The 26,482-nt window shown below is 71.8% G+C and carries 26 protein-coding genes and 2 pseudogenes; 12 read left to right on the top strand and 16 right to left on the bottom strand.

What is annotated here, in order from left to right; all coding sequences use genetic code 11:
• Nucleotides 1–140: 140 nt before the first annotated feature.
• Entirely contained in the window at nucleotides 141–1,670 is a 1,530-nt protein-coding gene (locus tag FB157_RS16050) for an InlB B-repeat-containing protein (RefSeq protein ID WP_145880184.1), read from the bottom strand.
• 228 nt (nucleotides 1,671–1,898) lie between these two features.
• The gene (locus FB157_RS16045) at nucleotides 1,899–3,197 is read right to left on the bottom strand and encodes a DUF6986 family protein (RefSeq protein ID WP_145880181.1); all 1,299 of its coding nucleotides are present in this window, start codon (nucleotides 3,195–3,197) and stop codon (nucleotides 1,899–1,901) included.
• 194 nt (nucleotides 3,198–3,391) lie between these two features.
• On the opposite strand from FB157_RS16045, the gene FB157_RS16040 reads away from it, so the two are divergent.
• Nucleotides 3,392–4,297, top strand: coding sequence for an endonuclease/exonuclease/phosphatase family protein (locus tag FB157_RS16040; protein ID WP_145880180.1), 906 nt, complete (start codon nucleotides 3,392–3,394; stop codon nucleotides 4,295–4,297).
• 57 nt (nucleotides 4,298–4,354) lie between these two features.
• Here FB157_RS16040 and FB157_RS16035 read toward each other — a convergent pair whose 3' ends face one another.
• The 4 genes from FB157_RS16035 to FB157_RS16020 all read right to left on the bottom strand — a co-directional run bounded on the left by FB157_RS16035 (nucleotide 4,355) and on the right by FB157_RS16020 (nucleotide 7,522).
• Nucleotides 4,355–5,317 carry an electron transfer flavoprotein subunit alpha/FixB family protein gene (locus tag FB157_RS16035; RefSeq protein ID WP_145880178.1) on the bottom strand — a complete coding sequence of 321 codons (963 nt, stop codon included), beginning with the start codon at nucleotides 5,315–5,317 and terminating at the stop codon, nucleotides 4,355–4,357.
• 57 nt (nucleotides 5,318–5,374) lie between these two features.
• Nucleotides 5,375–6,163 carry an electron transfer flavoprotein subunit beta/FixA family protein gene (locus FB157_RS16030; RefSeq protein WP_145880175.1) on the bottom strand — a complete coding sequence of 263 codons (789 nt, stop codon included), beginning with the start codon at nucleotides 6,161–6,163 and terminating at the stop codon, nucleotides 5,375–5,377.
• A 218-nt stretch (nucleotides 6,164–6,381) separates the two neighbouring features.
• Nucleotides 6,382–6,891, bottom strand: a complete 510-nt coding sequence (locus FB157_RS16025) for a flavin reductase family protein (protein WP_145880173.1) — start codon at nucleotides 6,889–6,891, stop codon at nucleotides 6,382–6,384.
• A 217-nt stretch (nucleotides 6,892–7,108) separates the two neighbouring features.
• Entirely contained in the window at nucleotides 7,109–7,522 is a 414-nt protein-coding gene (locus FB157_RS16020; RefSeq protein ID WP_145880429.1) for a thioredoxin family protein, read from the bottom strand.
• 75 nt (nucleotides 7,523–7,597) lie between these two features.
• Here FB157_RS16020 and FB157_RS16015 point away from each other — a divergent pair, with 75 nt between their 5' ends.
• Nucleotides 7,598–8,014, top strand: coding sequence for a DUF4395 domain-containing protein (locus FB157_RS16015; protein WP_145880171.1), 417 nt, complete (start codon nucleotides 7,598–7,600; stop codon nucleotides 8,012–8,014).
• Nucleotides 8,015–8,203: 189 nt separating this feature from the next.
• The gene (locus FB157_RS16010; protein ID WP_145880169.1) at nucleotides 8,204–8,932 is read left to right on the top strand and encodes a 1-acyl-sn-glycerol-3-phosphate acyltransferase; all 729 of its coding nucleotides are present in this window, start codon (nucleotides 8,204–8,206) and stop codon (nucleotides 8,930–8,932) included.
• 58 nt (nucleotides 8,933–8,990) lie between these two features.
• Here the strand turns inward: FB157_RS16010 and FB157_RS16005 are convergent, their stop codons facing one another.
• From FB157_RS16005 to FB157_RS15985, 5 genes are all read right to left on the bottom strand, one after another.
• Nucleotides 8,991–9,701 (bottom strand): B3/4 domain-containing protein, encoded by a 711-nt coding sequence (locus FB157_RS16005; RefSeq protein WP_145880167.1) that lies wholly within the window; start codon nucleotides 9,699–9,701, stop codon nucleotides 8,991–8,993.
• Between the two features lie 10 nt (nucleotides 9,702–9,711).
• Nucleotides 9,712–10,305: a transglutaminase domain-containing protein gene (locus FB157_RS16000; RefSeq protein WP_145880165.1), complete on the bottom strand. Its 594-nt coding sequence runs from the start codon at nucleotides 10,303–10,305 to the stop codon at nucleotides 9,712–9,714.
• A gap of 78 nt (nucleotides 10,306–10,383) precedes the next feature.
• The gene (locus FB157_RS15995; protein WP_145880163.1) at nucleotides 10,384–11,454 is read right to left on the bottom strand and encodes a low specificity L-threonine aldolase; all 1,071 of its coding nucleotides are present in this window, start codon (nucleotides 11,452–11,454) and stop codon (nucleotides 10,384–10,386) included.
• Nucleotides 11,451–12,242 (bottom strand): SDR family NAD(P)-dependent oxidoreductase, encoded by a 792-nt coding sequence (locus FB157_RS15990; RefSeq protein ID WP_145880161.1) that lies wholly within the window; start codon nucleotides 12,240–12,242, stop codon nucleotides 11,451–11,453. The genes FB157_RS15995 and FB157_RS15990 overlap by 4 nt, the downstream gene beginning before the upstream one ends.
• Nucleotides 12,239–13,636, bottom strand: a complete 1,398-nt coding sequence (locus FB157_RS15985; protein ID WP_145880160.1) for a DUF6421 family protein — start codon at nucleotides 13,634–13,636, stop codon at nucleotides 12,239–12,241. The genes FB157_RS15990 and FB157_RS15985 overlap by 4 nt, the downstream gene beginning before the upstream one ends.
• Nucleotides 13,637–14,041: 405 nt before the next feature.
• Between FB157_RS15985 and FB157_RS15980 the strand changes: the two genes are divergently transcribed.
• Nucleotides 14,042–14,725 (top strand): glycerophosphodiester phosphodiesterase family protein, encoded by a 684-nt coding sequence (locus FB157_RS15980; RefSeq protein ID WP_145880158.1) that lies wholly within the window; start codon nucleotides 14,042–14,044, stop codon nucleotides 14,723–14,725.
• Nucleotides 14,726–14,752: 27 nt separating this feature from the next.
• On the opposite strand, the gene FB157_RS15975 is transcribed toward FB157_RS15980, so the two are convergent.
• A complete protein-coding gene (locus FB157_RS15975) occupies nucleotides 14,753–15,292 on the bottom strand; it encodes a GNAT family N-acetyltransferase (protein WP_145880427.1) in 540 nt (179 codons plus the stop codon).
• Nucleotides 15,293–15,381: 89 nt separating this feature from the next.
• Between FB157_RS15975 and FB157_RS15970 the strand changes: the two genes are divergently transcribed.
• Nucleotides 15,382–15,774: a VOC family protein gene (locus tag FB157_RS15970; protein WP_145880157.1), complete on the top strand. Its 393-nt coding sequence runs from the start codon at nucleotides 15,382–15,384 to the stop codon at nucleotides 15,772–15,774.
• 370 nt (nucleotides 15,775–16,144) lie between these two features.
• Here the strand turns inward: FB157_RS15970 and FB157_RS15965 are convergent, their stop codons facing one another.
• Complete coding sequence (locus tag FB157_RS15965; RefSeq protein WP_145880155.1) at nucleotides 16,145–16,975, bottom strand: bifunctional 2-polyprenyl-6-hydroxyphenol methylase/3-demethylubiquinol 3-O-methyltransferase UbiG; 831 nt, start codon at nucleotides 16,973–16,975, stop codon at nucleotides 16,145–16,147.
• A gap of 187 nt (nucleotides 16,976–17,162) precedes the next feature.
• Here FB157_RS15965 and FB157_RS15960 point away from each other — a divergent pair, with 187 nt between their 5' ends.
• Nucleotides 17,163–17,927: a VOC family protein gene (locus FB157_RS15960; RefSeq protein WP_145880153.1), complete on the top strand. Its 765-nt coding sequence runs from the start codon at nucleotides 17,163–17,165 to the stop codon at nucleotides 17,925–17,927.
• 78 nt (nucleotides 17,928–18,005) lie between these two features.
• Here FB157_RS15960 and FB157_RS15955 read toward each other — a convergent pair whose 3' ends face one another.
• Together FB157_RS15955 and FB157_RS15950 are read right to left on the bottom strand one after the other, a co-directional pair.
• Entirely contained in the window at nucleotides 18,006–18,665 is a 660-nt protein-coding gene (locus FB157_RS15955; protein ID WP_145880152.1) for a MarR family winged helix-turn-helix transcriptional regulator, read from the bottom strand.
• Entirely contained in the window at nucleotides 18,662–20,326 is a 1,665-nt protein-coding gene (locus FB157_RS15950) for an FUSC family protein (protein WP_145880150.1), read from the bottom strand. The genes FB157_RS15955 and FB157_RS15950 overlap by 4 nt, the downstream gene beginning before the upstream one ends.
• A gap of 177 nt (nucleotides 20,327–20,503) precedes the next feature.
• On the opposite strand from FB157_RS15950, the gene FB157_RS15945 reads away from it, so the two are divergent.
• From FB157_RS15945 to FB157_RS15925, 5 genes and pseudogenes are all read left to right on the top strand, one after another.
• Nucleotides 20,504–21,064: a DUF5134 domain-containing protein gene (locus tag FB157_RS15945; protein WP_145880148.1), complete on the top strand. Its 561-nt coding sequence runs from the start codon at nucleotides 20,504–20,506 to the stop codon at nucleotides 21,062–21,064.
• A gap of 100 nt (nucleotides 21,065–21,164) precedes the next feature.
• Nucleotides 21,165–22,101, top strand: a pseudogene (locus FB157_RS15940) (M56 family metallopeptidase).
• Nucleotides 22,102–22,168: 67 nt separating this feature from the next.
• Nucleotides 22,169–22,821, top strand: a pseudogene (locus tag FB157_RS15935) (phosphatase PAP2 family protein).
• 10 nt (nucleotides 22,822–22,831) lie between these two features.
• Nucleotides 22,832–23,566, top strand: a complete 735-nt coding sequence (locus FB157_RS15930) for an HAD family hydrolase (RefSeq protein ID WP_145880146.1) — start codon at nucleotides 22,832–22,834, stop codon at nucleotides 23,564–23,566.
• Nucleotides 23,567–23,680: 114 nt separating this feature from the next.
• The gene (locus FB157_RS15925; protein WP_145880144.1) at nucleotides 23,681–24,346 is read left to right on the top strand and encodes a TetR/AcrR family transcriptional regulator; all 666 of its coding nucleotides are present in this window, start codon (nucleotides 23,681–23,683) and stop codon (nucleotides 24,344–24,346) included.
• Between the two features lie 37 nt (nucleotides 24,347–24,383).
• On the opposite strand, the gene FB157_RS15920 is transcribed toward FB157_RS15925, so the two are convergent.
• Nucleotides 24,384–24,884, bottom strand: a complete 501-nt coding sequence (locus tag FB157_RS15920; RefSeq protein ID WP_186581532.1) for a DUF6214 family protein — start codon at nucleotides 24,882–24,884, stop codon at nucleotides 24,384–24,386.
• Nucleotides 24,885–25,079: 195 nt separating this feature from the next.
• On the opposite strand from FB157_RS15920, the gene FB157_RS15915 reads away from it, so the two are divergent.
• Nucleotides 25,080–26,420 carry an FAD-dependent oxidoreductase gene (locus FB157_RS15915; protein ID WP_145880142.1) on the top strand — a complete coding sequence of 447 codons (1,341 nt, stop codon included), beginning with the start codon at nucleotides 25,080–25,082 and terminating at the stop codon, nucleotides 26,418–26,420.
• The last annotated feature ends 62 nt before the right edge of the window (nucleotides 26,421–26,482 follow it).

Below are 26,482 nucleotides of genomic sequence, written 5' to 3'. Positions count from 1 at the left end.
CGCCGGCTCCCTGGTCCGTGGCATGACGGGCGGCTCCCGCGGCCGGCCGTGGGGCCCGAGGCCGTCGGCCTTGTTCGCACGGCCGACGGCTGCTCGGGGTGCTGCCCGCCGGTGTCAGGGACGACACGGCGGGCGCGGGCTCACGGGGCCCGGTTGAAGAGCGCGACAACGCTGTGGTTCTTGTCCATGGTGATCTGGTAGTTGACCGTGGTGTCGCTCTGCTTCACGCCGTCGACCTCCCAGCCCGCGAACACGTTGCCGGCCGCCGGGTGGGCGGTGAGCGTCACCTGCGTGCCGGGGTCGTAGGGGCCGAACTCGCTGACCGTGACGCTGCCGCCGCCTGCCGGGGAGACGGACATCGTGAGGTCGTGCCGGTTGGTCACCTTCGAGGCGCGGTAGGCGGACACCAGCGGGGTGGCGAGCTGGGCGATGCCCGCGTTGTTGTTCTTCGCGTCGCCGAGGGCCTTGCCCTCGGCGGTGTGGTTGACGGTGTTGGAGTACTGGTTGATGACCTTGCAGGTGGGCCGGCAGGGCGTGTTGTACGCCATGAGCGTGTGGTACTTGTTGTCGGACGTGATCCAGCCGAAGTTGGTGTCGTTCGGCCCGGGCGGCGTCTCCCCGTTGTTCGCCACCGTCTTCCGGTCGTGCCGCATGCCCAGGTTGTGGCCGATCTCGTGGCCCAGGTTGTCCCACTCCTTCACCGAGAAGACGCTCGTGACGGAGTAGGCACTCTCGCTGGTCCCCGACGTCACGGGAATCGGCAGATCGGCCGAGCCGGAGCTGTCCTCGGCGGGGATGGAGGCGAGCAGGGCCACCAGGTCGGCGCCGTAGAGATCCCGGTTCGAGTGGGCCAGGGCACCGAGCGTGAGGTCGCTGCGCCTGTTCAGCTTGTCGAGCAGGGCGCTGGCGGACCCGTCGGCCCCGCCGGACGGCGTGGTCTGGTACGAGTGGACGGTGTGCACGCTGGCCGGCACATGGCTGGTGGCGAGAGCCTTGTTGATCTGGCTCACTCCGTAGCGGATCCGGGCCTCCACCTCCGGCACCCCGCCGAGCTCGGTGACGGCCGCGGGGGTGTAGGCGACGAGGAGGTCGAGCGCGACCGGGTTGTTGTTGTCGGCCTTGGGCCTCTTCTCCGTGTGCCCGGGACGCTCGGCTCGCTTGGGCAGGGTCACGGTGTCGCCGGGCTCTCCGCTCGGCGGCAGCTTCAGCGTGTCGATCTCCTGCAGGCGGTACTTGCCCGGATGCTTGGGCAGGGGGGTGAACACGTAGTCCTTGGTGCCGACCTCGATGACGCCGTCGAGGGTGACGTGGCCGCCGCCGCGCGTGCAGGCTCCGATGATGGACAGCGACACCGTGTTCTCGGGCTTCTTCGGGTCGTGCCCGTCCCAGTAGACGGTGCCGTTCGCGTCCTTGTGGTAGAAGTCCCGCATCGCGGTGATGACCCGGCCGCCGGGGAAGAGCCGGAACGTGCGGAACTCCGGCACACCGTCCTTCTGCTTGAGGCACAGGGGTGCGAACTCCTTGGCGTCGGCGCGCAGCACGGCGGTGCGCACCACCCAGGGCTCGTCATGGTCGGATCCGCCGTTCGCGTGCGGCGTGGCCATGGCCAGGGGAAGGGGAGCGAGAAGAGCGGTCGCCGCGGTACAGGCGACCAGCAGGGAACGACGCATGGGGGACGTCTGCCTCTCTGTGGGGGAATGTGCCCCATGATCAGCGTCTGTTCGCGTCCCGCCGTCGAGCGCAGGGTCGCGGGAGCGATGTCGCCCGGAGGTTCATCCGGTCAGCCGTCTGCGGATCCGGCCGGATCGTGCGCCGGCGGGTACCGCCCGGACGCGCAGCCGCCCCCGGCGCCCTTGTCGGCGGGCACCGGGGGCGGCTCGTCCTGTTACGGGACGCCGCTACTTCGCCGAGGCCGTCAGGTCACCGCGCCGGGGCGCCGCGAAGCCCTCCAGGTCGGCCCGGGTCAGGCCGGTGAGGCGGGCGACCTCGGCGATGTCGAGCGCGCCGCAGTCCAGGCCGCGCAGCAGGTAGCCGCTGAGGGCCTTGGCGGTGGCGGGCTCGTCCATGACGTCGCCGCCGGCACGGTTGGCATAGCGGGTGAGCCGGGCGGCCGCCTGCTCGAAGCCCTCGCGGTAGAAGGCGAAGACGGCGGCGTAGCGGGTCGGGAGGTGGCCGGGGTGCATGTCCCAGCCCTGGTAGTAGGCGCGGGCCAGGGCGCGCCGTGTCAGGCCGTAGTGCAGGCGCCAGGCGTCGTGGACCTTCGCGGTCGGGCCGACCGGCAGGACGTTGGTGGAGCCGTCCGAGACGCGTACGCCGGTGCCCGCGGCGGCGACCTGCATGATCGCCTTGGCGTGGTCGGCGGCGGGGTGGTCGCTGGCCTGGTACGCGGCGGAGACACCGAGGCAGGCGCTGTAGTCGAAGGTGCCGTAGTGCAGGCCGGTGGCGCGGCCCTCGGCGGCCTGGATCATGCGGGCGACGGTCGCGGTGCCGTCGGTGGCCAGGATGGACTGGCTGGTCTCGATCTGGATCTCGAAGCCGAGCCGCCCGGCCTCCAGGCCGTGCACCTTCTCGAAGGCCTCCAGGAGGCGCACGAACGCGCTGACCTGCTCGGCGTACGTCACCTTGGGCAGGGTCAGCACCAGCCCCTCGGGCAGGCCGCCGCTCTCGATCAGAGCGGTGAGGAAGACGTCGAGGGTGCGGATGCCCCGGTCGCGTACCGCGGCCTCCATGCACTTCGTGCGGATGCCCATGTACGGGGCCGCCGTGCCGTTCTTGCAGGCCTCGGCGATCAGCCGGGCGACGCGGGCGGCCGTCTCGTCCTCCTCGGCGTCCGGGCGGGGGCCGTAGCCGTCCTCGAAGTCGACGCGCAGGTCCTCGATCGGCTCGCGCTCCAGCTTGGCGCGGACACGGGAGTGGACGGGCTCGGCGAGGTCGTCGGACAGGCCGAGGACGGCCGCGAACGAGGCCGCGTCCGGAGCGTGCTCGTCGAGGGCGGCGAGGGCCTGGTCGCCCCAGGAACGGATGGTGTCGGCGGCGAAGACGTCACCGGGGACGTACACGGTGTGGACGGGCTGCCGGGTGCCGGGGTCTCCGGGGTAGCGGCGCTCCAGTTCCGCGTCGACCGGCGCGAGGGAGGCAATGATCTCCTCGCTGACGGCGCCCGCGAGGCTCGTCGCCACCTTCTCCTGCTGACCCATCCCACACCCTCCATGTTTCCGCTCTACGGAATCAACAATCCGTAGAATGAAGTTATCCGGGGACCTTCGAGATGGTCAACACCATGTCCGTCGGACGCCACTGCGACACCTCGCCCTGTTCACGTCCCTCTCGGGGCGCGGTGTCACACTTTCCCTCGCACGACTCGCCCGGCCGTTCCACCGAAGGAGCCTCCGTGCCGAACCGCAGCCGAGTCACGCGCCGCCTGGGCTTCAAGGCCGCACTGCTCGCAGCCGTCACCACTCCCCTGTCCAGTACAGCACTGCCCGCCCCGTCCGCCTCGGCGCAGGAGCACCGGGCCCGCCCGCTGGGGATCATGTCCCTCAACCTGCGCTTCGCGAGCACCGCTGAGCCCAACAGCTGGACCGTCCGCAGACCGGTGATGAGCACCTTGCTGCGCCGCGAGCAGCCCCATGTCATCGGCACCCAGGAAGGGCTCTACCAGCAGCTGCGCGACATCGACGCCGACCTCGGACCGCACTACGACTGGATCGGCACCGGCCGCGAGGGCGGCAGCCGCGACGAGTTCGCGGCGGTCTTCTACGACATCCGGCGCCTGTCCCCGGTCGAGCACTACACCTTCTGGCTCTCCGACACCCCGGAAGTGATCGGCTCCAACACCTGGAGAGCCGCGTTCCCGCGCATCGTCACCTGGGTCCGTTTCCACGACCTGCACGACGACGGACGGGAGTTCTACGTGCTGAACACCCACTTCGACCACGCGAGGCGGTCGGCGCGCGAACGCAGCGCCGCCCTCATGGCCCAGCGGATCGCCGGCCTAGACCGCGCCCTGCCGGTCGTGGTGACCGGCGACTTCAACGTCGCCGCGCACCGGAACCCGGTCTACGACACGATGCTCGGCGCCGGCCTCGTCGACACCTGGGAGACCGCCGCCGAGCGCAGCGCGCCGTACGGCACGTTCCACGGCTACAAGCCGCTCGTCCCGAACGGCGACCGCATCGACTGGATCCTGTCCACACCAGGGGTCACGACCCGGCGGGCGTCGATCAACACCTTCTCCAGGAGCGGCCGGTTCCCGAGCGATCACCTGCCGGTGCAGGCCTGGGTCGCCCTGGGATGAGCGGAGGCCCCCGTGACCGGCGCGCGGTCACGGGGGCCTCGTACAGCCTGGCGGCGATCAGCCCTTGCGGGTCTTGATCTCCTCGGTGAGCTGCGGGACGACGTCGAAGAGGTCGCCGACGACGCCGTAGTCGACCAGGTCGAAGATCGGGGCCTCGGCGTCCTTGTTGACCGCCACGATCGTCTTCGAGGTCTGCATACCGGCACGGTGCTGGATCGCGCCGGAGATGCCGTTGGCGATGTACAGCTGCGGCGAGACCGACTTACCGGTCTGGCCGACCTGGTTGGTGTGCGGGTACCAGCCGGCGTCCACCGCGGCACGCGAGGCGCCGACGGCCGCACCGAGCTGGTCGGCGAGCGCCTCGATGATCGAGAAGTTCTCGGCACCGTTGACGCCACGGCCACCGGAGACCACGATCGCGGCTTCGGTCAGTTCCGGACGACCCGTCGACTCACGGGCGGTGCGGCCGGTGACCTTGGTGCCGGTGGCCTTGTCGGAGAAGGACACGGCCAGGGCCTCGACGGCGCCGGCGGCCGGGGCGGCCTCGACGGCGGCCGAGTTCGGCTTGACCGTGATGACCGGGGTTCCCTTGATGACGCGGGACTTGGTGGTGAAGGACGCGGCGAACACCGACTGGGTGGCCACCGGGCCCTCGTCGCCGGCCTCCAGGTCGACGGCGTCCGTGATGATGCCGGAGCCGATGCGCAGCGCCAGACGGGCGGCGATCTCCTTGCCCTCCGCGGAGGACGGGACCAGCACGGCGGCCGGGGAGACGGCCTCGTAGGCGGCCTGCAGGGCGTCCACCTTCGGGACGACCAGGTAGTCGGCGTACTCGGACGCCTCGTGCGTCAGGACGCGGGTCGCACCGTGCTCGGCGAGCGCGGCGGCGGTGTCCGCGGCGCCGTTGCCCAGCGCGACGGCGACGGGCTCGCCGATGCGGCGGGCCAGGGTCAGCAGCTCCAGGGTGGGCTTGCGGACGGCACCGTCCACGTGGTCGACGTAGACGAGAACTTCAGCCATGGGAACGGATCTCCTTGCGGATTACGAAAGTCTGAGGGGCGGTCAGGCTGTCGAGCCCTAGATGAACTTCTGGCTCGCGAGGAACTCAGCGAGCTGCTTGCCGCCCTCGCCCTCGTCCTTGACGATCGTGCCGGCCGTGCGGGCCGGACGCTCGGCCGCGGTCTCGACCTTGGTCCAGGCGCCGTCGAGGCCGACCTCCTCGGCGTCGATGTCCAGGTCGGACAGGTCCCAGGACTCCACCGGCTTCTTCTTGGCGGCCATGATGCCCTTGAAGGACGGGTAACGCGCCTCGCCCGACTGGTCCGTGACGGAGACGACGGCCGGCAGGGAGGCCTCCAGCTGCTCGCTCGCGGCGTCGCCGTCGCGGCGGCCCTTGACCGTGCCGCCCTCGACCGAGACCTCGGAGAGCAGGGTGACCTGCGGGACGCCCAGACGCTCGGCCACCAGGGCCGGGACGATACCGGCGGTGCCGTCGGTGGACGCCATGCCGGAGATCACCAGGTCGTAGCCGGCCTTCTCGATCGCCTTGGCCAGCACCAGCGAGGTGCCGATGGCGTCGGTGCCGTGCAGGTCGTCGTCCTCGACGTGGACGGCCTTGTCGGCACCCATGGACAGCGCCTTGCGCAGCGCGTCCTTGGCGTCCTCCGGGCCCACCGTCAGGACGGTGACCTCGACGTCGTCGTCCGAGTTCTCGGAGATCTGCAGCGCCTGCTCGACCGCGTACTCGTCGAGCTCGGAGAGCAGACCGTCCACGTCGTCGCGGTCGACGGTCAGGTCATCGGCGAAGTGCCGGTCGCCAGTGGCGTCGGGCACGTACTTCACAGTGACAACGATCCTCAAGCTCACGCCGGCTCTCCTACTGCATCGTCATTTCCGGGCTGCCTCTTGCAGGCAGCATAGGCGCCTCAAGCGGCCGATCCCGATCGGGGCGTCCGCGCGCTCCGACCGAAATATTACTCGTCAGTACACCCAGTTCATGCCCGCTAAGCAAGCGCTTTGAACTGTGACCTTCGCAACGCAGCGTAACCGGAACTCGACGGCTCCGCAGGGCGGCAGAGGCGTGATCAATCCCGCAGGCCGTTGAAGCGGCCCTGGTGGTAGAGGAGGGGACGCCCGGCGCCCGCGGAGTCACCGAGGACCACCTCGGCGAGCACGATGCGGTGATCACCGGCCGGTACGCGGCCGACGATCCGGCAGACCAGCCACGCCAGCACGTCGTCCAGGACGGGTACGCCGTTCGGGCCCTCCCGCCACGCCGTGGGCGCGCCGAAGCGGTCGGCGCCGCTGCGGGCGAAGGTCGCGGCCAGGTCACTCTGGTGCTCACCGAGTATGTGGATGCCGACATGCTCGGTCTCGGCGACGGCGGGCCAGCTGGAGGCGCCCGTGCCGATGCCGAAGGAGACGAGCGGAGGCTCCGCGGACACGGAGGTGAGGGAGGTGGCGGTGAAGCCGACCGGGCCCGAGGCACCACGCGCGGTGATCACCGCGACACCGGCGGCGTGCCGGCGGAAGGTGGAGCGCAACAGGTCGGGCGAGGCGAGCTGAAAGGTGCCGAGGTCGGACGAGGCCGTCATGGAGTTGTCCTTCTGCGAGGGGCGGCGAGCGGGGTCGGTGCTGTTCAACAGCGCGGACAGCGCGCGCTCGACGTGTGGACCAGGGCGCCCTCATGAAGGTGTCCCCGCCCGAAGAGAAGGAGTTCGGTCGGCATAGGGTCAGGCTGACGATAGGTGGCACGCGCAGTCAAGTTCGTTCCGGGATCTGGGAGATGCCTCACCGTGCGCCCGAGGGACCTCACACCGCCTCCCCCAGGGCCGCGATCACGTCGGCCTTGCGGGGCTGTCCGGTGGCGCGTCGCACCACCCGGCCATCCGCGTCGAGGACCAGCACGGTGGGCGTCTTCAGGATCTCCAACTCGCGTACGAGGTCCAGATGGGCCTCGGCGTCGATCTCGACGTGGATGACGCCGGGGACCATACCGGCGACCTCGCCGAGGATCCGCCGGGTGGCCCGGCAGGGTGCGCAGAAGGAACTGGAGAACTGCACGAGCGTGGCCCGCTTCCCCAGTTCACCGCCCAGCTCGGCCGCTCCCAGCCGCCTGCCGCCGTCTCGCCCGCGCACCCGCACTCTCCCACTCCGCCGTTTGTGCAGCACTCCGTAGACACTCGCCACGGCGAGCACCGCCACGCACACCACCAGTCCGGTCATCATCCGCACCAGCATTCATGAGACTGCAAAGATTCCCGCCTCCCGATGGAGTTTCCGTTGCGGAATGCTTGATTCATGGAAATCGATGCGAGGGGGCCCCGCTTCGCGGCGGCCGTGACGACCGTCGTACTGGCGGCGGCGCTCATCACGCAGAGCGCCTGGATGCTGGGCTGGCAGACCCTGGCGTTCACGCTCGGCGCGGCGGGCGGGGTGGGCCGGTCGCCGTACGGCCGGCTGTTCCGGACGGTGGTGCGGCCGCGGCTCGGGCCGCCGACGGAGTTCGAGGCGCCGGAGCCGCCGCGATTCGCGCAGGCGGTCGGGCTGCTGTTCGCCGGGTTCGGGCTCGTCGGGTTCACGCTCGGTCCGGCCTGGCTGGGGCTCGCGGCGACCGGGGCCGCGCTCTCCGCCGCCTTTCTCAATGCCACGTTCGGATACTGCCTGGGGTGCGAGTTGTTCCTCCTCCTGAAGAGAGTCACAGTACGCGCGGAGTAAAGCGGATCTAAGGACCAAGGTGGGACAACTAGGCCGACGTGACGAGGATCTCGCCGCCGCGAGGCACCAGGACTGGCTACCTGTCCGTTCTTCGGGCACGATCTGCGAGACGCCGTAAACCTACGGCTGCGTAACTTTCCCGCCGGGATCCCCCTTTCCCGAGCAGAGCAGAAAGGGCCCACCCCGCCCATGGCAGAGCTGGTCTACCGTCCCGTCGTCGGTCTCGCCAAGACGCTGTTCAAGGCCTGGGACCTGAAGATCGACTGCCAGGGGTCGGAGAACATCCCGCACTCGGGCGGCGCGGTCCTGGTGAGCAATCACATCAGCTACCTGGACTTCATCTTCAACGGGCTGGCGGCCCTGCCGCAGAAGCGTCTGGTGCGCTTCATGGCGAAGGAGTCCGTCTTCCGGCACAAGGTGTCCGGGCCGCTGATGCGCGGGATGAAGCACATCCCCGTGGACCGCAAGCAGGGCGAGGCCGCCTTCGCGCACGCGCTGGACTCGCTGCGCTCCGGCGAGGTCATCGGGGTGTTCCCGGAGGCCACGATCTCGCAGTCCTTCACCTTGAAGAGCTTCAAGTCGGGCGCGGCCCGCCTCGCCCAGGAGGCGGGCGTCCCGCTCGTCCCGATGGCGGTGTGGGGCACGCAGCGGCTGTGGACCAAGGGGCACCCGCGCAACTTCAAGCGCAGCCACACCCCGATCACCATCCGGGTCGGCGAGCCGGTCGAGGCCCCGCGCGACCAGTACGCGGGCGCCATCACCCGCCGCCTGCGCGAGGGCGTCCAGGAGCTGCTGGACGCCGCCCAGCGCGCCTACCCCGCACGCCCGAAGGGCGCGGACGACTCCTGGTGGCTCCCGGCCCACCTCGGGGGTACGGCACCCACGGCCGAGCAGCTGCGGGCGGCCGAGGCGCGCTGACGCGCCTGATTGCCCGTCACTGACGGCCGGGGAATCGACGAGTGCGACGAGGTGCCGGTCAGGCGGGAGCGCCGGCCGACGCCGGAGCATGCACCTCGATGCGGGCGCCCGGGCTGAACTTCTCCAGCAGCTCGGCGAGTTCGGCGGCCGCCGCCTCCGCCTCCGGAACCGGCATCGGGGCGAGGGTCTCCAGCAGGAAGAGGCCGGAGACCGTCTCCTCGGTGAGGCGGGTGCGCGGGCCCTGGCGCCAGTTCCAGCGACGGCAGGTCACACCGGCCTCGTCGCGCCACACGACCTCGCCCGCGTCGGGGTGTTCGACGGTCTCCTCGCCGCCCGCGACTGTCACGAAGTCCTCTTCGCCCGTGGCGCGCACAAGCCGCATCTCGCCCTGGATGCGGTCGATGTCCTCGCCGCCGACGGGGACCAGGTGGGCGACGCTGATGGCGTTGTAGAGGTCCACGAGCAGGTTGATCCGGGGCAGGCCGCCGTCGGCGAGAGCCCGCTTGGCCAGCGCCTCGGCCGAGTTGCGGGTGCGCGACGGCTTGGAGCCGAAGGCGGTGTACGTCTCCCGCCAGGCCACCATGTGCGGGTCCTCGTGCGGCGCTCGTCCGTCCAGGCGGGCGGCCAGTCGACGGGCCGCGTCGTCCAGCAGCGCCGAACTCGCTTCGGTGCTGGGCCCGTTGACCAGGTCGTACGCCTCGATCACGACATGGGTGAAGCCGGGCGCGAGTGCGCGGACCTCGTCGGACACGGTGAGAGTGAGCGTCATCTGCCTCGCCTCAGAGAGTGCTGGGGAGCGTCTTCCACAGGGCCGGCCGGTCCGGGGCCGCTTTCAACGCGCTGAGGACGGCCGGGTGCGGTTCAGCATACAAGGCTGGGTAGTCCACCTCATTGGACGCCGGGTCGGGGATCCAGGCCAGCCGCTCGCCCTCCAGGGAGAACCGGGCGTCCACACCGGGCTTGTTCCCTCGCGGGTCCTGCCGGTGCCACGCCCCGCGAAAGCGTACGGCGATCAGGCCGTGCAGGGCGTGACCGCTGCCGTCGTCGTGCCTGAGCCGCTGATAGCACAGGGCGGTGGGGATGTCCTCGGCCCTCAGCAGGGCCGCCAGCGCGTGCGCCTTGGCGTGGCAGATGCCCGTCCGCTGCTCCAGCACGTCCGAGGCACGCCAGGTGACGCGCGGGTCGTCGGCGTCAGCGGAGTGCGGGACGGTGTCGCGGACGAACTCGTAGGCGGCGCGCGCATAGGCATACGAGTCGGTGACCGTCTCGGCCAGCCGGGCGGCCGTCTCCCGCACCACGGGGTGGTGATGGTCGATGACCTCGTCGGCGGCCAGGTAGGCGGACAGGTCGGCGGTGTTCTGGATCAGCTCCATGGCCGCAGAGCATAGGAATGCGATCACCCGACCGTCAATGACATTTCAGGTGACCGCATACCTATGCATATTCGGGGGCTAGCGCGCCATCTCCTCCTTGAGCGCCGCCACGAACGTGTCGACGTCCTCCTCCGTGGTGTCGAAGGAGCACATCCAGCGCACGACGCCCGCGGTCTCGTCCCAGAAGTAGAACCGGAACCGCTTCTGCAGCCGCTCACTCACGTCGTGCGGGAGCTTCGCGAAGACGCCGTTCGCCTGCACCGGGTAGAGGATCTCCACCCCGTGCACCGCGCGCACGCCCTCGGCCAGCCGCTGGGCCATCTCGTTCGCGTGCCGGGCGTTGCGCAGCCACAGGTCCCTGGCGAGCAGCGCCTCCAGCTGCACCGACACGAAGCGCATCTTGGAGGCGAGCTGCATGGACATCTTGCGCAGGTGCTTCATGCGGCCGACGGCGTCCTGGTTGAGGACGACGACCGCCTCGCCGAACAGGGCGCCGTTCTTCGTCCCGCCGAGCGAGAGGATGTCGACGCCGACCGCGTTGGTGAACGTCCGCATCGGCACGTTCAGGGACGCGGCCGCGTTTGCTATCCGGGAGCCGTCCAGGTGCACCTTCATGCCGTGCGCGTGGGCGCGCTCGCAGATCGCCCGGATCTCCTCGGGCGTGTAGAGCGTGCCCAGCTCCGTGCTCTGGGTGATCGAGACGACCTGCGGCATCGCGCGGTGCTCGTCCTCCCAGCCCCAGGCCTGCCGGTCGATCAGCTCGGGCGTGAGCTTGCCGTCGGGGGTGGGCACGGTGAGCAGCTTCAGGCCGCCCATGCGCTCGGGGGCGCCACCCTCGTCGACGTTGATGTGCGCGCTCTCGGCGCAGATCACCGCACCCCAGCGGTCGGTGACCGCCTGGAGCGCGACGACGTTGGCGCCGGTGCCGTTGAAGACCGGGAAGGCCTCCGCGCCGGCCCCGAAGTGGCTGCGGATGATCCGCTGGAGGTTCTCGGTGTAGTCGTCCTCGCCGTACGCCACCTGGTGGCCGCCGTTGGCCAGGGCCAGGGCGGCCATCACCTCCGGATGCGCCCCGGCGTAGTTGTCACTGGCGAAACCGCGGACCTGCGGGTCGTGGTGGCGACGCGCGTCGGTCTTGGGAGGGTTCACGGCTTCTCGGTCAGCCACAGACGGTTTCCGTTCACTTCGGCGGCGGACTTGCTCCAGACGCCCTCGACGGCCTCGGCCAGGTCCTTGACGTCCGTGAAGCCCGCGAACTTCGCGCTGGGGCGCTCGGCGCGCATCGCGTCGTGCACCAGCGCCTTCACCACCAGGATGGCAGCCGCCGAGCGCGGACCCGCCTCGCCCCCGGCCTTGCGGAAGCCGTCGGCCATGGCGAGCGTCCAGGCCTCGGCGGCGGCCTTGGCCGCGGAGTACGCGGCGTTGCCCGCGGTGGGCTTCGACGCGCCGGCGGCGCTGATCAGCACGTACCGGCCGCGGTCGCTGCGCTGCAGGCCGTCGAAGAAGGCCAGGGAGGTGTGCTGGACGGTGCGGACGAGAAGCTTCTCCAGCAGGTCCCAGTCGGCCAGGTCGGACTCGGCGAAGCTCGCGCTGCCGCGCCAGCCGCCGACCAGGTGGACCAGGCCGTCGACACGGCCGTGGTCCTTCTCGATGCGCGCCGCCCACTCACGGGTCGACTGCAGGCTGAGCAGGTCGACCGTCTCGCCGGTGACCGTGGCACCGCCGCCCGCGTAGCGGGCCGCGTCCACGGCCTCCGCCAGGCGCTCGGGGTTGTTGTCGGCACCGACGACCACCGCGCCGGCCTCGGCGAGCCGGACCAGCGCCGCGTGCCCGGCGGGTCCACCCGCGCCGGCCACCGCGATCACCGCACCGCTGAGAGACCCGTTGTTCCCCACGTTCTTCCCCTCTTGAACAGTGTTCTGGACGCGGCCGCTCACGCGGCGAGCCGCTCGGCGCTGTCCGCCGTGATGCCCTTGGTGGACGCGATCACATTCTTCAGCTTCTTGGACAGAGCCTCAAAGAACATGCTCAGCGGAAACTCGTCCGGAAGCACGTCGTCCACGAGCTTGCGCGGCGGCTGGGTCAGGTCCAGGGCGTCGGGACCCTTGGCCCACTTGGAGCCGGGGTGCGGGGCGAGGTAGGTGGAGACCAGCTCGTAGCCCGCGAACCAGTGCACGAGCTTGGGGCGGTCGATGCCGTCCCGGTACAGCTTCTCGATCTCGGCGCACAGCTGGTTGGTGACCTGCGGCGCGCGCTCCCAGTCGATGGTGAGCTTGTTGTCGGTCCAGCGGATGACGTCGTGCTTGTGCAGGTAGGCGAAGAGCAGCTGGCCGCCGACGCCGTCGTAGTTGCGCACGCGGTCACCGGTGAGCGGGAAGCGGAACATGCGGTCGAAGAGCACCGCGTACTGGACGTCACGGGCCTGCGGGACGCCGTCCGCCTGCAGCTTCACGGCCTCCTTGAAGGCGGTGAGGTCGCAGCGCAGCTCCTCCAGGCCGTACATCCAGAACGGCTGGCGCTGCTTGATCATGAACGGGTCGAACGGCAGGTCGCCGTGGCTGTGGGTGCGGTCGTGGACCATGTCCCACAGCACGAAGGCCTCCTCGCAGCGCTTCTGGTCGTGGACCATCGCGGCGATGTCCTCGGGCAGCTCCAGGCCGAGGATGTCGACGGCCGCGTCGGTGACCCGGCGGAAGCGGGCGGCCTCGCGGTCGCAGAAGATGCCACCCCAGGAGAATCGTTCCGGCGCCTCGCGCACGGCAATGGTCTCCGGGAAGAGCACGGCCGAGTTGGTGTCGTAGCCGGCCGTGAAGTCCTCGAACTTGATACCGCAGAAGAGCGGGTTGTCGTAGCGGGTGCGCTCCAGCTCGGCCAGCCAGTCCGGCCACACCATGCGCAGCACGACCGCCTCGAAGTTGCGGTCCAGGTTGCCGTTCTGCGTGTACATCGGGAAGACGACGAGGTGCTGCAGACCGTCCGCACGGCCCGCCGCGGGCTGGAACTCCAGCAGGGAGTCGAGGAAGTCCGGCACCTGGAAGCCGCCCTCGGCCCAGCGGCGCAGGTCCTTGACCAGGGCCTCGTGGTAGGCGACGTCGTGCGGAACCAGCGGGGAGAGCTGCCGGACCCCCGCGACGACACGCTCGACGGCCGCCTCGGCCTCGGCACGCTGCGGGGCGCCCTCGGCCTCGAAGTCGATCGATCCGTCCTTCGACTGCCATGGCCGGATCTGCTCCACGGCATCCTTGAGCTCGGGCCAGGCCGGGTGCTCAACAACCCTGGTCAGCGAAGGAACCTGTCCCTCGATACCCGCCTGCACAAGAATTTCCGTCATGTCCCATCCTCCACGGGAGAACCTCGCGTCAGGACACCGTATGCATACCCAGTTTCTCCCAGCAAGAGGCAGCTCGGGAAATTATTCTGCCGAGCCGCATGGTCACCGACATTTTTCCTGTCTATAGCCGTGACGACGGTCACTTTCGTCGCGAGCAGGGGAGATGAGTGACCTCTGAGTGACCGATCAGATCCAGCCGGTCAATACCGCCGGGGACTCGCCCACCCTCGGGTGACCGCACAGGCGCGTCCGAGCCAGCCGCCACCTGCGCCGCGCCCCGATCCGCCGCGCAGGTGCGGGTTCATCGCGGGAGCAGGCCATTAGGCTGCGACCTTGCCGCGCGGACACCGACGTCCCGTCGGGTTCGCGGGCGCCGAGCCGCCGTCGACGGAAGCGAGTTGAACCTTGAACTTCCTTACCATCGGTCACCGCGGGGTCATGGGTGTCGAGCCCGAGAACACCCTCCGTTCCTTCGTCGCCGCGCAGCAGGCCGGCCTCGACCTGATCGAACTCGATCTCCATCTGAGCAAGGACGGCGCCCTGGTCGTCATGCACGACGCGGAGGTGGACCGCACGACCGACGGCTCCGGCCCGATCGCCGAGAAGACCCTCGCGGAGCTGCGCGCCCTGGACGCGGGCCGCGGGGAGCGGGTGCCGGTCTTCGAGGAGGTCCTGGACGCGGTGAAGACACCCCTGCAGGCAGAGATCAAGGATGTGGCGGCGGCCAGGGCGCTCGCCGAGATCATGCACCGGCGGGACCTGGTCTCCCGGGTGGAGGTGTCATCGTTCCACGACGAGGCGGTCGCCGAGATCGCCCGGCTGGTGCCGGGCGTGCGCACCGCACTGATCGCGAGCCGCTACGGCACCGACGTCGTGGAGCGCGCCACCGAGGTGGGTGCCGGGACCCTCTGTCTCAACATCCGCCGGCTGACGCTGGAGGTCGTCGAACACGCGCGCGCGGCCGACCTGAGGATCATCGGCTGGGTGGTCAACACACAGGACCACCTGCGCATCGCCCGCGCCCTCCAGCTGGACGGGGCGACGACCGACTACCCGGAGATCAAGCGCACGGGCCGGTTCACCGCCTGACCCGGCGCGCGATCTCCCGGACGAACGTCACACCAGCGGCTTCACCAGCAGCTCGAACTGCAGGTCGTCGCGCTGCGGGATGCCGAAGCGCTCGTCGCCGTACGGGAAGGGCGTCATCTCTCCCGTGCGGCGGTAGCCGCGGCGCTCGTACCAGGCGATCAGGTCGTCACGGACCGAGATCACGGTCATGTGCATCTCGGTCACGCCCCAGGTCTGCCGGGCCAGCCGCTCCGCCTCCGTGATGACGACCTTGCCGAGGCCCGCACCCTGCAGCGTGGGGCTGACCGCGAACATGCCGAAGTAGGCGTGCCGGCCGCGGTGTTCGAGCTGGCAGCAGGCGACGATCCGGCCGTCCTGCTCGACGGTCAGAAGCCGGCTGTCCGGCGACTTGATGACCCCGAGCACACCCTCCGGGTCGGTCCGCTGACCCTCCAGGATGTCCGCCTCGGTGGTCCACCCGGCCCGGCTGGAGTCGCCCCGGTACGCCGACTCGATCAGCGCGACCAGCGCGTCGACGTCGGCGTCGGTGGCGTCTCGGAACGTCGGTCCGGTGGCGGTGGTGTCCATGGGGGCGGTGCTGTCCACGGGGGCGGTCTCCGATCTCGGGCGCGGCTGAGCCAGAGATGAGGGTAACTCTGCCACTAGAGTCCGGATGCATGGTGCACGTACTGAGCAGCCGGACCCTGCTGCGCCCCAGCGACCCCGAGCGGTCCCGCGCCTTCTACGGCGAGCAGTTGGGCCTGGCCGTCTACCGCGAGTTCGGCACGGGTCCGGAGCGCGGGACCGTCTACTTCCTCGGCGGCGGCTTCCTGGAGGTCTCCGGTCGCTCGCCGGCCCCGCCGTCGCCGGCGGTCCAGCTGTGGCTGCAGGTCGAGGACGTGACCGGCGCGCACGAGGAGCTGCTGGGCAAGGGCGTCGAGATCGTACGGCCGCCGGTGCGGGAGCCGTGGGGCCTGGTCGAGATGTGGATCGCCGACCCGGACGGAACAAGGATCGTCGTCGTCGAGGTACCCGAGGATCACCCCATGCGCTACCGCCCCGGCATCTGACGGCCTGCGGACGAGCGAAGCCGCTCTTGACGGCGAGACGTTTCCTCGAAGGCGCAGGCGCACAGCGCGATTTCACCGGTCACCGGAAATCTCCTCCGCTGCGGGGCTGTGTCGCACACCGGGTAACGGGCCCGTCAGGGCGCAGAATCGGAGAATGCAGGGCTTCTGCATCACCAGCCCCTCAGGCGGGGAGGTACACAGATGCCACAGACGACGCGTATCAAGCCCTACTTCGAACTGCGCATCGGCGGCTTCCGCGTCACTTCCGACCGGATTCCCGTGCGGGTCGTAACGCTCCTGTCCAGCGTAGTGACCGGCGCTGCCGCGTTCCTATGGAGACGCTGACCGGCCGGGACGGATTCCGACTTGTTCAGGCCCTGTTGCCCGCGGTGAGCAGGTGGCCGCTGATGCCGAGCAGCGACGGCTCCGACTCGGTCTGCCGCAGTGCGCGCAGGATCAGATCGCGGCGGGCGGGGTCGTCCAGCCGGTCGGAGAGGTCGCCCATCAGCCAGGCGGCCCCCTCCAGGCCGTACTGACCGTGCGGTGTCAGGCCGGCATCCGCGAACTCGGCCGGGACGTCGGCGGGCTCGTGGAAGTAGGCCGTCGTGAACAGGGACTTCGGTCCGCCGGTCGGTCGCATCCGGCCGTCACCGACCGCCGCCTCGATCTGCGGCCGGTGCTCGGGGTCGAAGTACAGCCCCGTGCTCAGGTTGTCGTGCAGGGCCGCGTACCGGTTGATCGTGGCGGCCACCACGAGGCCGCCGGGCCGCACCACCCGGCGGGCCTCGGCGAGTGCCCGGACCCGGTCCTCCCGCTCGGGCAGGTGGTAGAGGGGGCCGAGGAGCAGCACCACGTCCACGGACGCGTCCGGCACCGCCAGGGCCCGGGCGTCGCCGACGCGCGCGCTCACACCGGGCAGGCGGGCCGCGTGTGCGACGTGCAGCGGCACCGGGTCCACGAGTTCCACCGCGTGGCCGTCGGCGGCGAGCCACTGCGCGTGGACACCGCTGCCGCCTCCCACGTCCAGGACCCTGGCCGGAGCGGGCGGCAGGAGGCGGCGCAGGACGTCCTGGGTGCGCCAGAGCTCCAGACGTCCGGCGCCCGAGCGCAGCCTGCCGTCCTCCTGGTCCCGCTCGTAGTACTCCGCGATCTCCTCGGCGAGCGCGGGAGCCGCGGCTCCCGCTGCGTGATCCGTCTCCATCTCCTCAGCCTCGCGTCTCGTGCCGGGACCGGACAACCGATTTCCGCGTCGGCACACTCGACGGCTGCCGCCCGGGAGGGGCGAAGCGGTCTCCGGATGGCCGGTGCCCCTGGCCGCGACTAGCGTGCGAAAGGGAGCCCTCCTCGGTCTCTCGCACAGCGGGCCGGGGCGACCGGAAGGAGCTGTGATGAAGTTCGACAAGCCGGTGATCGGCGGCCCCTGCTGGACCGAGTTGGGGACCAGTGACCTCGAGAGGGCCAAGGGTTTCTACACGGAGCTGTTCGGCTGGCGGCCGGAGACGGATCCGCGGCAGGAGGCGGGCGGGTACACGGTGGCTCACCTGGGAGACGCCGCGATCGCCGCACTCACCCCGCTGTACCAGGAGTCCCAACCGGTCGCCTGGAACGTGTCGTTCGCGGTCACGGACGCCGACGACGCGGCACGGCGTGTGGAGGAGGCCGGCGGGACGGTGATCCTCGGCCCGACGGACGTCTTCGACGTGGGCCGGTTCGCGGTGGCCCTCGACCCGACGGGCGCGGCGTTCCAGCTGTGGCAGGCACGGGCCTTCGCCGGCGCCGGTCTGTTCAACTCGCCCGGCACGCTCGGGTGGGTGGAACTGGCGACCCGGGATACCGACCGGGCCCGGGACTTCTACACCACGGTGTTCGGCTGGAGCGTCAACGCCTCGGAGCGGTACACGCAGTGGGGCATCGACGGGGCTGACTTCGGCGGGATGGCCGACATGGGCGACCGGTTCCCGCCCGAGGTACCGCCGCACTGGCTGCCGTACTTCGCGGTGGACGACGTGGACGCGACGGCCCAGGTCGCCGAGCAGGCGAACGGCACCGTCGTCATGCCTGCCACGTCGGTCCCCGACGGCCCCCGGATCGCGGTGCTGCGGGATCCACAGGGAGCGGCGTTCGGCGTGTACGAGGCAGGCGAGGAGGGCTGAGCGGCGGTCGGCCTCGACGCGCGCGTCGCCGGCCAGGGGCTCTACGGGTCGAACCGCGGCACCGCGTGGAACAGGCGCTCAGGCCCCCGACGGGCCCAGCCGCCCCTCCAGGCCGCTGAGCAGGCCGGCGAGGAGTGTGGCCAGGTCGCCCTGGTCCTCGGGGGCGAGGACGGCCAGTACGGCGGTCTCGTACGAGAGTTGTTCGGGGAGGATGCCGTCGACCAGGTCGCGGCCGGCGTCGGTGAGACGGAGGTGGGCGACTCGGCGGTCGCGGGTGTCGCCGCGCCGCTCGACCAGGCCGCGTCCGGTCAGGTGCTTGAGCCGCTTGGTGACGGCGGCCCCGGAGGAGAAGGTCTCCCGGGCCAGTTCCCCCGGGGTCAGCTCGTGACCGGTGCGGCGCAGCGCGCCGAGCAGGTCGAACTCCGGGCGGCTGAGCCCGGCCCGGCGCAACGGGGCGTCCTCGGCCTGCTGGAGGAGAGCGGCACAGCGGTTGATGCGGCCGATGACCTCCATGGGCCCGGTGTCCAGCCCGGGGTGCACGGCCCGCCACTGCCGGACGACCGCGGCGACGGTGTCCCGCCGCGCCGGACCGGGTCCGGCCTCGCTCCCGTTCCCCGGCCGCCCCTCGCCCCGGGAATCCGCGTCCGGCTGCCTCCCCCCGGCCGTGCCGCCCCCGGCCCCCGCCTGTCCCCCGCCCGCTGCCTCCCCGGCCGGCGGTCGTCCGTTCGTCGGCGTCATGGCCGTACGTCCTCCGTTGTCCTGCCCGTGTCGTGGTCCAGGGGTGCGAGCCCCCGGTGTCGTGCCGTCGCGGCGAGCGTACGGTGTCCGGACTGTTCGGCGAGCACGACCCGCTCCGTGGGCAGGGCGCGCTGCCACCACTCGCCGGAGGCTGCGTCGGCCGTGGCGCGCAGGTCGGCCAGTGCGGCGGTAAGGTCGCGGCCGGCGGTCGTCAGGGCGCGGGGTTGCGGGTGCGGCTCGGCGAGCAGCCGGTCTGCGCGCTCGCGGGCGCGTTCGACCGTGGTCAGCGCGTGCTCGATGCGGTCACCGGCACGCCGGTTGGTGACGGCGACGGCAGCGACGAAGCCGACCAGCGCGCCGACGAGGGTGTCCGCGATCCGCTCGGTGATGAGGCGTCCGGGGTCCTGGCTGCGGGCGAACTCGGTGATGAGCAGGGCCATCGGCGTGACACACACGCTGCCGAGCCAGTAGTTGCGGCTGATCAGTGCCTCGGCGCCGAAGTTGAAGGCGAGGCAGAGCAGCACCAGGGCCGCGGGGTGCAGTTGGGCGAGCGGGGTGACCGCGGCGAAGACGAGGACGCCGACGAGGTTGCCGACGACGCGCTGGACGCCCCGGCTCCAGGTGAGGGTGACGTTGGCCTGGTAGAGGGAGGCCGCGGTGACCAGCGCCCAGTAGGGGCGCCCGACGCCGAGGGCGAGGGAGGCGTATCCGGCGAGGGCGCAGCCGGTCGCGGTGCGGACGGCGATGGGCGCGAGCGGGGCGAGCCGGTGCCGCAACGGCCGGCGCGGCAAGGCGAGTTCGGTGTCCACGCCGAGCAGTTCGCCGGTCGGGTCGTGGGGGGACCCGATCCCGGAGACGGGGCCTGCTCCCCGCAGGTCCCGGGCCCAGGCGCGCAGCCGTTCGGGGTCGGTGTCGGCGGGGGCGGCCAGGGCGACCTCGGCGCGGATCAGGAGCCGTTCGAGGGTGCGCCGGGTGCGGTCGGGGCGGGCGCCCGCGGCGAGCAGGGACTGCCAGGCAGCGTGGACGGCGGTGACACTCGCTGCGCGGGCCCGGGCGTGGCCCTCGGCCGTACCGCCCGTGGCGGCGTAGGCGGCGGCCGCGTCCAGGGCCTGGGCCGTGGCGCGCCGCTCGGGGCCGTGCGGGCGCAGCAGCCCGGGTGCCATGCCGACCAGCCAGGCCCAGGCGCCGGCGGCGAGAGCCAGCCCGGCATGGGCGGGGACCTGGCCGAGGCTCTGCGGTGCGAACAGGGAGGCGGAGCTGATGAAGGTGAGGACCACGTTGCCGGGCGGACCGATGCGGGTGGCGTCGCACACCGCCTTCTGCACGGCCGCCATGAGGGCCCCGACGGTGACCAGCACGACGGCGTCGGTGGTGAGCGACGCCGCGAGCAGGGCGACGGCAAGACCGCCGACCATGCCGAGCACCACCCGGGCGAGAGCCCGGGCCCTGGCGGCGTAGGGCCGGTTGTGGCCGTAGAGCGCGCACAGGGAGCCCGCCATGGTGTACATGGCGAGGTCGAGTCGGCCGAGCGCCAGCAGGGCCAGGTTGGGCGGGGCGACCGCGGCGACCGCGCTCAGCGCGGGCTTGAACCAGATGTCGGAGGGCCGCCCGAGGCGGAGCACGCCGGCAAGGGAGAGGCGGTGGCGGGTCGTACTGCTCATACAATCAATTTAGCATGTGTTTTACTAGTAAAAGATATCGCCCGCGGAATCGTGACCCGCTCCATCACCTGCTGTGCTCCGGCGAATGCTCCCCGTGTACATCCTTGCGCTCGTATGCGCCCCGCGTGCCGTGGGAATCGCATTCCTCGACCGACCGTCGAGCATGGAGGTGGGCGCGTGCACGGACCGGTGTCGGCCGCCTGGCTGCTGGTCGCGCTGTGCGCGGCGACCGGGGCGTACTGCCTGCTGCGGATGCGCAGCGGTGTCGAGGAGCAGCGCCGCTCGGCGGGCGGCGAGGCTCTCATGGGGTTCGGCATGGCCGCGATGGCCGTGCCCGCCGCGGTGTTCACCCCGCCGCGCTGGGCGTGGCCGCTGTACGCGGCCGTGTTCGGTGCGGCGGCGCTGCGCGCCCTGTGGGCCGCGCGCAGCGGCCCGCACCATCTGCACCATCTGGTGGGTACGGCGGCGATGGTCTACATGTCCCTCGTCATGGCGGCCTCACCCGCCTCGCCGGCCTCCCACCACCACCCGCACATCGGCGCCGGGGTACCTCTGGTGACGGGTGCGCTCCTGCTCTACTTCACCGGCTACGTGCTGCTGTCCGGCGCCCGCCTGGTGCCCGCCGCAGCCACGCCGGGCGGCACGAGGGCCGTGCGCTGGGGCGACCGTCCGGAGCTGGCCCGTGCGTGCCGGCTGTCGATGGGGATCGGGATGGTCGCGATGCTGCTGACCACGTGAACCGCCGGTCCTCCAGCGGCGGAAACGCAAACGTTGCCTGCGTCACTTCGGCACCAGCGACCGTACCCGTGAGCGGATCCGCGCTCATAGGGTGCTGCCCATGATGGTCCCCGTGGCACTGCTGCTGCTCGGCGCCGTGACCGCCGTCGTCGCCCCGCGCCTGCTCGTCCGGGCCGACTGGCGGGACCGTGAGCCGGTGGTCGCCCTGTGGGTGTGGCAGTGCGTGGTGGCGGCCGTACTGCTGTGCTGTGCGCTGTCGATGACGCTCAGTGCGGCCGCGGCCTGGAAGGCGGTGCGGGGGCATGTCTTCGGTACGGCCCCGCGCGCGGTGGTGGACGCGTACGCCCTCGGCACCGCCGGGCCGTGGGCGGCGACCGTCGCGGTGACGCTCGCCTGCGGCGGACTGTGGAGCCTCGCGATGCTGGTGCGCGAGGTCGTACGGGCCCGGGCGCGACGGCACCTGCGGCGGACCGAACTCCGCGTCCGGGCGCCGCTGTTGCCGGGTGAGGAGCCGGCGAGCGACCGGCTGGTGGTGCTGGAGGGCGAGCGTCCCGACGCGTGGTGGCTGCCGGGTACGGCACCCCGGCTCGTGGTCACGACGGCTGCCCTGCGCCGGCTGAAAGGGCGTCAGCTCGATGCCCTGCTCGCCCATGAGCAGGGCCACGACCGGGCCCGGCACGACTGGCTGCTGCACTCCTCGGCAGCGCTGGCGGGCGGCTTCCCGCAGGTGCCGGTGTTCGCCGCCTTCCGCGACGAGATGCACCGGCTGGTCGAGTTGGCCGCCGACGACACCGCCTCCCGGCGCTTCGGCCGGCTGACGACCGCGCTGGCCCTGGTCGAACTCAACGAGGACCGGGGCGTGTTCGGCCCCTCCCCCGCCCCGCACGCACACGTCCCGCAGCGCGTGCACCGTCTCCTGACTCCCCCGGACCGCCTCCCGGGCCCTGCACCGCCTGCGCCTGACGGCGGTGGCCACGCTGGTACCGGCGGTCCCGGTCCTGGTGGCGCTCGTGCCGGGGCTTCGGGCCCTGGGGTAGACGGGCGGGCGCGGACCTACGCCGGAGCCCCTGGCCCTCGTCCCGTCCCGTCGACGAAGACCGCCGCATGCGTCACCAGCCCGCAGGCTCTTCGCCCCGTCCGCCGGCCCACCGCACCGCGGCCGCCGTGCTCTCCGGCTGCTGCGTGCTGCTGCTGACGTTCGTCGCGACCCGGTGGCATCCGCTGCTCGGCCTGACCGGCGACGTCTCCCGCGCCAAGCACCGCCGGGCGGTGCGCGAACACGGTCTCACGCAGGTGTTCCGCGTCCCGACGGACTGGGTCCGGGACCCGCGGGCCATGCGCCTGGTGTGCGCGGCCGCCGCCGTCCGACGGCACTGTGACTGACGGTCACCGTCGCCCTGGCCACCGTCGTGCAGCAGTCGGTGAAGGCCGCTGTCGACCGGCCCCGTCCGGTCTGGCCGGATCCCGTCGACAGCGCGCACCACGCGGCGTTCCCGTCCGGGCACGCCATGACGGCCACCGTGGTCTACGGGCTCCTGCTGTGGCTGCTGCACCGCCACGGCGCGGGGCGTGTCCTGTGGCGCACGGCGGTGTCCGTGCCCGTCGTCCCGGTGGCCGGCGTCGGTCCGACCCGGGTGTGGCTGGGCGCCCACCGGCCTTGGGACGTCGTGGGCGGCCGGCTGTTCGGGGGGCTGGTGGTGGCCGTGGCCGTGGTGGTGTACGAGTGGCCGCGGGTCGCGCGACCGTCGCGCGGGTAGAGTCCGGCGCATGGCTGCCGTGCTCTTCGATTTCTCGGGAACCCTGTTCCGCGTCGAGTCCACCGAGTCCTGGCTGCGGGCCGTGCTGGCGGAGACCGGCCTGACGCTGTCCGAGCCCGAACTCGCCGACACCGCCAAGGCCTTGGAGGCGGCCGGTGCGCTGCCGGGCGGGGCGGACCCCGTCGAGGTGCCGGCGGACCTCGCCGGTCTGTGGGCGGTGCGGGACGAGAGCGCCGAGCTGCACCGGGCCGCCTACACCGGACTGTCGCGGTGTGTGCCGCTGCCCGCCCCGGGCCTGCACGACGCGTTGTACGAGCGGCACATGTCCCCCGCCGCCTGGTCGCCGTACCCCGACACCGCCGAGGTGCTGCGCACGCTGCGCGAGCGCGGCACCGGCGTGGGCGTGGTCAGCAACATCGGCTGGGACCTGCGCCCGGTCTTCCGCGCGCACGGGCTCGACGCGTACGTGGACGCGTACGTGCTGTCGTACGAGCACGGCGTGCAGAAGCCGGACCCGCGGCTCTTCTCGGCCGCCTGCGCGGCGCTGGACGTCGATCCGCGGCATGTGCTGATGGTCGGCGACAGCAGGGTGGCGGACGGCGGCGCCGCCGCGCTGGGCTGCCGTGTGCACTTCGTGGACCATCTGCCGGTGACACGGCGGCCCGACGCGCTGCTTGCAGTCCTGGATCTGGTGGACCGACCCGAATCCGCTCGGCGTCCCGGCGGACACACGCCGTCCGTCTGAGACGATCCCCCGCGTCGCCCCAGACGGACGGCAGCCCTGAACAGACATCGCACACGGCGGTGCCACCGCGTTGAGTATAGTTGGCTGGCAGCCAGTCAACGCAGGAGTTACAGGATGTCCCCGCGCAGCGCCTCGGTCAATGAAGAGTTGCGCCGCCGTTCCAGGGAGCGGCTGCTCCAGGCCGCCGTCGAGCTGGTCGACGAGCACGGCTTCGAGGCCACCACGCTGGCCGACATCGCGGACCGGGCGGGTTCGGCACGCGGACTGGTCTCGTACTACTTCCCCGGCAAGCGCCAGTTGGTGCAGTCCGCCGTGCACCGGCTGATGCACCGCACGCTGGAGGAGGCGCTGGAGCGGGAGCCGCACACCGACGACGGCCGCGAGCGGCTGGCCCGGGCCATCGACGCGATCCTGGGCCTCGCCCGCGACCGGCCGGTGCTCATGCGGCAGCACATGGCGGGGCTCCTCCAGGCCGAGGGCTTCGTGCAGTGCCCGGAGCAGCGGCGCCTTTCCGAGCTGCTGGGCGACACGGTCGCCCGGTACGGCTCCCAGGACGTCACGGCCGACTATCCCCTGCTGCGCGCCCTGCTGATGGGGGCGGTGTACGCGGCGCTGGTGCCAGGGGTGCCCATGCCCGTACCCGCACTGCGGGCCGAGCTGTTCCAGCGGTACGGGCTCGACTGGGAACTGGGCGTGCCCCCGGGGAGCGAGCCGGAAGCCGGGGCGGGCCGGACGCAGGACCTCTCACGGTTCTTCGCGACCGGGGAACGGGCCGAGTAGCGGCTCCCGCGGCCGACCTGTCGGCCGGTCTCCCCGGTCAGCGCCTTGCGTGACGAGGCGCCAGAAAGCCGGCGTCCCGCGCCTGGGCGATCAGCCTGAGGGAGCTCCGGCGGCTGTGCCCGGTCGCGCCCATCACCGCGAGGACCGGATCGACGCCGCTCTCCTGGGCCGCCCGGTACTCCCGGGCGATCAGCCGGCACCCCTCGACACCCCGCGGCCAGGCGGGGCGGGCGCGCCGCGGCCCCGCGTACGGAACGGCCTCCCGGCCTGGGCCTCCTTCCCGCTCCCCGACCCCGTCGTACGGCTTCCCCGGCTCCCCGCACGCCTCGGACAGCGGCCCCTCGATCCAGTCGGCGAGCACGGTCAGATCGGCCAGGGACAGCGCGGGCTGCGCCCTGACGTCCTCGACGCGGACGCACCCCTCGTCCACCACGGCCACGGCGTCCACCCGTGCGCCGTCCGGGAAGGCCAGCCGGACCTGGAACCAGGACGTGACGCTCCCGTGCTCCCGCACCTCCCACGCGGCCCGCACGGACACCGCGCCGTCCTCGGCGGGACGATCAGAAAGATTAAGAAGGGATGCTTCTAGCACACACGCAACGTAACCGCATCATCACACTCCATGAGAAGGGACACGCGTCGGGTCACTCTGCCGGCCTCTGCCGTTGCGGGCCCGGCGGTGCCATGCTGGAGCCGTCCGCACACCCTTCTCCTTCGGGCAAGGAGTTCCTCCGTGCTGCGTGTCGCCGTCGTCGGATCCGGGCCGAGCGGGTGCTACACCGCCCAGACCCTGGTCCAGCTGGATCCCGAGGTGCGCGTGGACGTACTGGACCGGCTGCCGTGCCCCTACGGGCTGGTGCGCTACGGCGTCGCCCCGGACCACGAGAAGATCAAGTCCCTGCAGGGCAACCTGCGCACCGTGCTGGAGCACGACCGGGTGCGCTTCCTCGGCGGGGTACGGGTGGGCGGGCCCGGCGGGCTGCCCGTGGCCCGGCTGCGGACGCTGTACCACGCGGTGGTGTACTGCGTGGGCGCCGCCGCCGACCGCCACCTCGGGATCCCCGGCGAGGAGTTGCCGGGGAGCTGGTCGGCGACCGAGTTCGTGTCCTGGTACAGCGCGCACCCGGACGCGACCGACGCGGGGTTCGTGCGCGGGGTACGGTCCGCGGTGGTCATCGGCGTGGGCAACGTGGCCGTGGACGTCACACGGATGCTGGTGCGGGGCGCCGGTGAGCTGCGGCCGACGGACATGCCGCAGGCAGCGCTGGACACGCTGACGGCGAGCGGGGTCGACGAGGTCCACATGGTCGGTCGGCGCGGTCCCTCACAGGCCCGCTTCACCACCAAGGAGCTGCGTGAGCTGGGCGCGCTGCCGGACACCGAAGTGAGCCTGGATCCTGCCGAGTTGGAGATGGACGCCGGATACGTCGACTCCGCCGCGCTGCCCGCCGTGCAGCGGCGCAACGTGGAGGCGCTGCGCGGCTGGGCGACGGCGCCGGCCCGGCAGGCGGCCCGCCGGATAAGGATGCGGTTCTTCCTGCGCCCCGTGGAACTGCTCGCGGACGGCGGCCGGGTGGGCGCCGTGCGCTTCGAGCGGACGGCGCCGGACGGGCGCGGCGGCGTCACGGGCACCGGACGGTACGAGGACGTGGCGGCCCAGTTGGTGCTGCGCTCGGTCGGCTATCGCGGAGTGCCGCTGGAGGGACTGCCGTTCGATGCCGCGAGCGGCACCGTGCCGCACGCGGAGGGCCGCGTTCTGCGCGACGGCGCCGTTTCCCCCGGCGAGTACGTCGCCGGCTGGATCAAGCGCGGCCCCACCGGTGTCATCGGCACCAACCGGCCGTGCGCCAAGGAGACCGCGACCTCCCTGCTCGCGGACGCACCCGCGCTCGCACGCCGGGAAGTGGCGCAGGACCCGCTCGATGCGCTGCGGGCCGCGGGTGTCGAACCGGTGCCGTGGGCGGGCTGGCAGGCGATCGAGCGCGCGGAGGCCGCACTGGGCGCGCGGCTCGGCCGGGGTGTGGTCAAGCTTTCCGACTGGGACGCGCTGCTGGGGGCCGCGCGGTCGGCCTAGGCACGGTCGGGACCGGCGGCTCCCGGAGGGCACGACACACACCGGCAACGCGATCGAAATCA

The organism is Streptomyces sp. BK340 (assembly GCF_007827595.1).
Lineage (GTDB): Bacteria > Actinomycetota > Actinomycetes > Streptomycetales > Streptomycetaceae > Streptomyces.
This window is presented reverse-complemented; position numbering and strand designations above follow the sequence as displayed.

What these genes read in the sequence shown, in the direction of transcription:
- FB157_RS15985 (WP_145880160.1), bottom strand. Translation starts at nt 13,636, where the DNA reads ATGACGGAAATTCTTGTGCAGGCGGGTATCGAGGGACAGGTTCCTTCG.
- FB157_RS15965 (WP_145880155.1), bottom strand. Translation starts at nt 16,975, where the DNA reads ATGGAGACGGATCACGCAGCGGGAGCCGCGGCTCCCGCGCTCGCCGAG.
- FB157_RS15950 (WP_145880150.1), bottom strand. Translation starts at nt 20,326, where the DNA reads ATGAGCAGTACGACCCGCCACCGCCTCTCCCTTGCCGGCGTGCTCCGC.
- FB157_RS16015 (WP_145880171.1), top strand. Translation starts at nt 7,598, where the DNA reads ATGGAAATCGATGCGAGGGGGCCCCGCTTCGCGGCGGCCGTGACGACC.
- FB157_RS15970 (WP_145880157.1), top strand. Translation starts at nt 15,382, where the DNA reads ATGGTGCACGTACTGAGCAGCCGGACCCTGCTGCGCCCCAGCGACCCC.
- FB157_RS16005 (WP_145880167.1), bottom strand. Translation starts at nt 9,701, where the DNA reads ATGACGCTCACTCTCACCGTGTCCGACGAGGTCCGCGCACTCGCGCCC.
- FB157_RS16010 (WP_145880169.1), top strand. Translation starts at nt 8,204, where the DNA reads ATGGCAGAGCTGGTCTACCGTCCCGTCGTCGGTCTCGCCAAGACGCTG.
- FB157_RS16025 (WP_145880173.1), bottom strand. Translation starts at nt 6,891, where the DNA reads ATGACGGCCTCGTCCGACCTCGGCACCTTTCAGCTCGCCTCGCCCGAC.
- FB157_RS15975 (WP_145880427.1), bottom strand. Translation starts at nt 15,292, where the DNA reads ATGGACACCACCGCCACCGGACCGACGTTCCGAGACGCCACCGACGCC.
- FB157_RS15955 (WP_145880152.1), bottom strand. Translation starts at nt 18,665, where the DNA reads ATGACGCCGACGAACGGACGACCGCCGGCCGGGGAGGCAGCGGGCGGG.
- FB157_RS15930 (WP_145880146.1), top strand. Translation starts at nt 22,832, where the DNA reads ATGGCTGCCGTGCTCTTCGATTTCTCGGGAACCCTGTTCCGCGTCGAG.
- FB157_RS16045 (WP_145880181.1), bottom strand. Translation starts at nt 3,197, where the DNA reads ATGGGTCAGCAGGAGAAGGTGGCGACGAGCCTCGCGGGCGCCGTCAGC.
- FB157_RS15925 (WP_145880144.1), top strand. Translation starts at nt 23,681, where the DNA reads ATGTCCCCGCGCAGCGCCTCGGTCAATGAAGAGTTGCGCCGCCGTTCC.
- FB157_RS16035 (WP_145880178.1), bottom strand. Translation starts at nt 5,317, where the DNA reads ATGGCTGAAGTTCTCGTCTACGTCGACCACGTGGACGGTGCCGTCCGC.
- FB157_RS16050 (WP_145880184.1), bottom strand. Translation starts at nt 1,670, where the DNA reads ATGCGTCGTTCCCTGCTGGTCGCCTGTACCGCGGCGACCGCTCTTCTC.
- FB157_RS16020 (WP_145880429.1), bottom strand. Translation starts at nt 7,522, where the DNA reads ATGACCGGACTGGTGGTGTGCGTGGCGGTGCTCGCCGTGGCGAGTGTC.
- FB157_RS15960 (WP_145880153.1), top strand. Translation starts at nt 17,163, where the DNA reads ATGAAGTTCGACAAGCCGGTGATCGGCGGCCCCTGCTGGACCGAGTTG.
- FB157_RS16000 (WP_145880165.1), bottom strand. Translation starts at nt 10,305, where the DNA reads ATGGAGCTGATCCAGAACACCGCCGACCTGTCCGCCTACCTGGCCGCC.